This is a genomic window from Kitasatospora sp. NPDC091276, assembly GCF_040684355.1.
Classification (GTDB): domain Bacteria; phylum Actinomycetota; class Actinomycetes; order Streptomycetales; family Streptomycetaceae; genus Kitasatospora.
This window is the reverse complement of the sequence record NZ_JBFBFU010000074.1, coordinates 1-5,311: the sequence shown is the minus strand read 5'-3', so window position 1 is coordinate 5,311 and position 5,311 is coordinate 1. Positions and strand designations below refer to the sequence as shown.

3 protein-coding genes and 2 pseudogenes are annotated in these 5,311 nt (G+C 71.3%); all 5 read right to left on the bottom strand.

Annotation, left to right across the window (positions count from 1 at the left end; genetic code table 11):
* A pseudogene (locus AB0O19_RS38365) lies at window positions 1-129 on the bottom strand (ATP-binding protein); the annotation flags it as partial.
* Entirely contained in the window at window positions 110-793 is a 684-nt protein-coding gene (locus AB0O19_RS38360; RefSeq protein WP_363589768.1) for a DUF742 domain-containing protein, read from the bottom strand. The pseudogene AB0O19_RS38365 and the gene AB0O19_RS38360, both read right to left, overlap by 20 nt.
* A gap of 161 nt (window positions 794-954) precedes the next feature.
* Window positions 955-1,368 (bottom strand): roadblock/LC7 domain-containing protein, encoded by a 414-nt coding sequence (locus AB0O19_RS38355; protein WP_030057391.1) that lies wholly within the window; start codon window positions 1,366-1,368, stop codon window positions 955-957.
* Window positions 1,369-1,378: 10 nt separating this feature from the next.
* Window positions 1,379-4,732: a nitrate- and nitrite sensing domain-containing protein gene (locus AB0O19_RS38350; RefSeq protein ID WP_363626372.1), complete on the bottom strand. Its 3,354-nt coding sequence runs from the start codon at window positions 4,730-4,732 to the stop codon at window positions 1,379-1,381.
* Window positions 4,733-5,125: 393 nt separating this feature from the next.
* Window positions 5,126-5,311, bottom strand: a pseudogene (locus tag AB0O19_RS38345) (ATP-binding protein); the annotation flags it as partial.

The window sequence follows — 5,311 nt, the reverse complement described above, 5'->3', positions numbered from 1 at the left end:
CAGGGGGTTGATCTCGGAGACGGCGCCGACGAGCGTGGTCTTGCCGACGCCGAAGCCGCCCGCGACGACGATCTTCGCGGAGGTGGTGGCGCGGGTGGGGGCGGCCGCGTTAGAGCTTGCGAAGTCCACTGAGGACCCTTTCGAGCAGCGTGACGTCGGGCTGGTTTCCGGATTCGCCGCCGGAAGCGGGCTGGTGGATGGCGACGAGGCCGGCCTCGGCCAGGTCGGCCACGAGGATGCGGGCCACTCCCAGGGGAAGGGAGAGCAGCGCCGACACCTCCGCGACGGATTTGACCTCCCTGCACAGGGTGCAGATCCGCTGGTGCTCGGGGAGCAGGGTGGCCAGGCGCTGCGGGTCGACGTCGGCGGAGACGAGGGCCTCCAGCGCGAGCTCGTAGCGCGGCCGGGTGCGTCCACCGGTCATCGCGAACGGCCGGATCAGCGGGCCGGAGTCGGGCTCGTCCTCGAACTCCTCGACGTGCCCGGGCTCGTGGGCCGGCCGGTAGTCGGGGGCGGGCGCCGGGTAGCCGGGCGGCGGCGTGTCGAAGGCGGGCTGCGGCTGTCGGTACCGGCCGGACCGGCCCTGCTGGTCGTACTGCTCCTGCTGCGGCTGCCCGTACGGGTGCTGGGGCTGCCCGTACTGGTGCTGGCCGTACTGCTGTCCGTGCTGCTGGCCGTGCTGAGGCTGGCCGTACTGCTGACCGTGGCCGACGCCGGGTGCTCCGAAGGCGTCATGGCCTGTGCCAGGGTACGGAACGCCGTACTGGCCGCTGCGGTCGTCGGGCGGTGTCACGGTTCCTCTCCTCACAAGGTGCGGCGGTGCGGTGCGAGCTTCGGCGCAGGTCCGGAGCCGGTGGTGCGAAGGCCGTACAACGTCCGAACCCGAGCCCGCCGAAGCGGGCCCGGGAAGGACGCGGAGGTACTTCGAATACCTGGACGGTATCCGACGGGCCGTCAGTGCAGGAGACTGCCCTGGAGTTCCGCGCGGAGTGCGGGGGTGAGGACGGCGCCGGCGCGGTCGACGAGGAGGGCCATCTCGTAGCCGACGAGGCCGATGTCGGAGTCGGGGGAGGCGAGTACGGCGAGGGCGGAGCCGTCGCTGACGGCCATGAGGAAGAGGAAGCCTCGTTCCATCTCGACGACGGTCTGGTTGACCTCGCCTCCTTCGAAGATCCGGCTGGCGCCGGAGGTGAGGGAGGTGAGGCCGGAGGCGACGGCTGCGAGCTGGTCGGCGCGGTCGCGGGGGAAGCCCTCGGACATGCACAGCAGGAGGCCGTCGGCGGAGACCACCACGGTGTGGGACACCCCGGGGGTGTTGTCCACGAAATTGGTGATCAGCCAGTTCAGGTTCTGTGCGGCCTGGCTCATCTGAGTCAACTCAACGCTCCTGGTGGTTCGAGCCGCCGAAGAGATCGGTGCTTCGGTTCTGTCCGTTGCCGGACGGGTCTACCTGATCGGGGTCGATCCGGAAGCTTCCGGTGTTACCGGCACTGCGGCCCTGCTCCACGCCGCGGCGCAGGTTGGTGAGCCGGCCGCGGACCTCCTCGGGGCTGCGGGAGACCTGCGGCCCTTCCTGCGGAGTGGGCTTGGCGTTCCCGGCCACCAGGTTCTGCTTGGGCACGCGCCGCGGCAGGCCTGCCCCGGTGGTGCCGCCGGAGGCGGGCTCGCGGGTCTGCTCGGCCTGCTGCCAGGCGCCGTCGTTGGGCGACTGCCAGGGCGAGTTGGTCGGGCCGGTCGGGCCGTAGCCGCCCAGCGCCGACACGTCGTGGCCGCGCGGCTCGTCGACCGCCGAGGTGTCCTTGGCGCCGGCGAACCAGTTCGGGGTCTCGCCGCCGGATCCGCCGTCCGCCGGAGCGGTCGGGGCGCCGAAGCCGCCACCCGCCAGCTGCTGGCCGGGGCGGCGCTGCGGCAGCCCGGACGGCAGGGTGGCGGTGGGTTCGGCGGCGGGCAGCGCGGGCGGCTCGGGGGCGTAAGGGTGGCCGGCCGGGGCCTCCTCGGCCTGCTGGCCGTACTGGTCGGCGTAGCCGTCCTGGTAGCCCTGGTAACCGTCGCCCTGGTAGTCCTGGTGGCCGTACCGGTCGTCGGCGTAGCCGGACTGGTCGTAGCCCTGCTGCGGGTACTGGCCGTACTGGTCCTGGCCGTACTCGTCCTGCTGGTAGCCGTCCTGCTGGTAGCCGTACTGGTCGTCGGCGTAGCCGGACTGCTGCTCGTAGCCCTGGGGGGCGTACTGGTCGTAGCCCTGCTGGTAGTCCTCCTCGACCTCGGCGTCCAGCACCGGCGGCTCGCCGTCGTGCGGGCCGCTCTCCAGGGCCGCGCGGCGGACCTGGTCGAGGCGCTGCGAGCGCTGGACGGACTCCAGGGCCGGGCTGAAGCCGCTGGATCCGGCGTTGCCGGCGCCGGTGAGGTGGTCGTCGAAGCCCAGCTCGGCGGCGCTGCGCGGCTGGCCGTCGGGCGCCCACTGGGAGGTCGGCTCCTGCTCGGCGAAGATCCGGGAGACGGTGAACTGCTCCTCGGGCTCCGGCGCGGCGCCCGACCGGGTGATGAACGGCGGGATCATGACCAGCGAGGTGGTGCCGGCGGACTCGCCGGAGGGGCGGAGCTGGACGCGGACGTCGTGCCGCTGGGACAGCCGGCCGACCACGAACAGGCCCATGCGGCGGGAGATGGTGGCGTCGACGGTGGGCGGCTCGGCCAGCTTCTCGTTGATCTCGGCGAAGTCGTCGGCGGTGAGGCCGATGCCCTTGTCGTGGATCTCGACCAGCACCCGGCCGTCCGGCAGGCGGGTCGCGTTGACCAGGACCCGGGTCTGCGGGCTGGAGAACGAGGTGGCGTTCTCCAGCAGCTCGGCGAGCAGGTGGACGAGGTCGGTCACGGCGGCGCCGACGACCTCGACCTCCGGGATGCCGGACAGCTCGACGCGCTCGTACTGCTCCACCTCGGAGGAGGCGGCGCGGAGCACGTCGACCAGCGGGACCGGGGTGTTCCAGCGGCGGCCGGCCTCCTCGCCCGCGAGGACGAGCAGGTTCTCACCGTTGCGGCGCATACGGGTGGCGAGGTGGTCCAGCTTGAAGAGGTTCTCCAGCTGGTCCGGGTCGGCCTCGTTGTTCTCCAGGTCGGTGATCAGCGCCAGCTGGCGCTGGATCAGGCCCTGGCTGCGGCGCGACAGGTTGGTGAAGATCGCGTTGACGTTCCCTCGCAGCAGGGCCTGCTCGGCGGCGAGCGCCACGGCCTGCTGGTGGACCTGGTCGAACGCCCGGGCGACCTCGCCGATCTCGTCCTTGCCGTGCAGCGGGATCGGGGTGACGGAGGTGTCGACCCGGTCGGGGTCGGTCTTGGAGAGCTTCTCGACCAGGTCCGGCAGGCGGTGGTCGGCGATCTCCAGGGCGGCGCTGCGCAGGGTGCGCATGCCGAGGATCATCGAGCGGGCGACGTAGCCGGTGAGCAGACCGGCCAGGATGAGCGCCGCGACGACGATGATCGTGTTGAGGATGGCGTCGTAGAGCGCGTTGTCCTTGAGGCCGCGGGAGTCCGTGAGGACGTCGTCCAGCAGCTGGACCTCGGTGTCACGCAGGGCCTGGATGTGGGTGTTGGCGGCCTGGTTCCAGTTCTCCGGGGTGAGACCGGAGTCCTTGGCCTCCTTGTAGGCCTGGTCGGCGGCGGCCTTGCCCTTGCTCTGGCCCTCGGCGGCGGCCTGGCTGTAGGCGGCGCCGAGGGAGAGCAGGGTCTGCATGGAGGGCGCGGTGCCGTTCGGCATCTTGTAGGCCGAGCGCTCCTGCGCGGCGGCCTGGGCGACCTGCGCGTTGGCGTACTTGCGGGCGTCCTCGGGGGCGCTGCCGGTGTTGAACTCGGTCAGCGAGACCTGCTCCAGCCGCTCCGCCACCAGGATCTGCTGGATCACGTCGGCGTTCTCGAACCGGGTGGTGGCGTTCTGGGAGATGCCGACCAGCAGGTGCAGCATGAGCGCGCGCTGGGTCGAGGCGGAGGCCTTGGCGAGGGACATCGCGTAGATCGCTCGGCCCTTGCTGGCGGCGTTGCTGGAGCCGAGGCCGACCGAGTTGTCGTAGGACAGCAGCGGGGCGAACATCACCGAGTAGGCGTTGACGGTGGCGCCGGCGAACAGCTCGGATCCGTACGCGGTGGCCCGCAGGTGCGGCAGGTCGACCACCAGGGCCTGGAAGCCCTCGTGGCGGCGAGGCAGTTCGCCGGACTTGTCGGAGGCCGCGTAGGCCGCCTCGTACGCCTTCAGCGCGGCGTCCGTGTTGGCGCGGATCTTGGCGACCTTGCCGTCCGGGTCCTGCTTGGTGAGCAGGGGTATCAGCGTGGTGTCGCGCTCGATCTCCAGCGCTTCGGCGAGCTCGGTGGCCGCCTTGGCGAGTTCGGCGGTCTTCTCGGCGCGGGAGGCCTTGATGTAGCCGTCGACCGAGGTGTTCACGCGGAGGCCGCCGAAGACGAGGCTGATGATCACGGGGATCAGCAGGATCGCGATCAGACGGGTCGGCACGCGCCAGTTGCGCGGGCGGAGGAAGTCGTACCGCTTGGAGGCGTCGCCGTCGGGACCGCCGCTGCGGGGTTCCGTGGACGCGGCCGGGGGCTGCGGGGCCGGGGAGGCCTGGGAGCGCTCCTCGGTGGGGGTGAAAGCGGAGAATCCGGCCGGGTCCGCTGCGGTACCGTTCGGCTCGCTCCGGCGGGGCTCGGAGCGCCGCTGCGGGGCGGGTTGCTGCTTACGCCTCACTCGACAACTACCTCTCGGCCGACTGTCGGCCATGGATCAATCCAGCGCTACCCCCGGGCCCTGGCCCGTCACCGGTGGGCCGGCGCGAGGGTTTCAGGGGTAGCTGGAATTTCAGCACGTGCGGGGATGGGGGACAAACAGCCGCAGGATGGCCCCCGCGTCGGCGCAATAGGGACATTCACCGACATGACGGAGCAAAACCGTGGTCTTCTGGCGCTGAGTGACGCTAGTTCACCACGCAGAGTCACTGTTGATCACAAAATGCCTACCGAACTGTTATCCGCTGCTTATACAGCGGGTCTTGCGCGATGCCCCTGGAGGACATCGGCCGGTAGCGGCTCCGCCCCGGGGCCCGTCACGCCGACGGCCCCCGGGGTCCGGATGTCCGGCCCGTCATCGGAGTCGGGCGAGGAGGGCGTGCTCGACGAGGGTGATGAGGGCGCTCTTGGCACTGTCGCGGCGGCGGGCGTCGAGCGTGACGACCGGGGTCTCGGCGCTGAGCTGGAGCGCTTCGCGGACCTCGTCGGCGGTGTGGGGCTGGTGTCCGTCGAAGCCGTTGAGGGCGACGACGAAGGGGAG

Bases quoted from the DNA above. Each gene is read 5' to 3' on its own strand.
- AB0O19_RS38355 (WP_030057391.1), bottom strand. From the start codon at position 1,368: ATGAGCCAGGCCGCACAGAACCTGAACTGGCTGATCACCAATTTCGTG.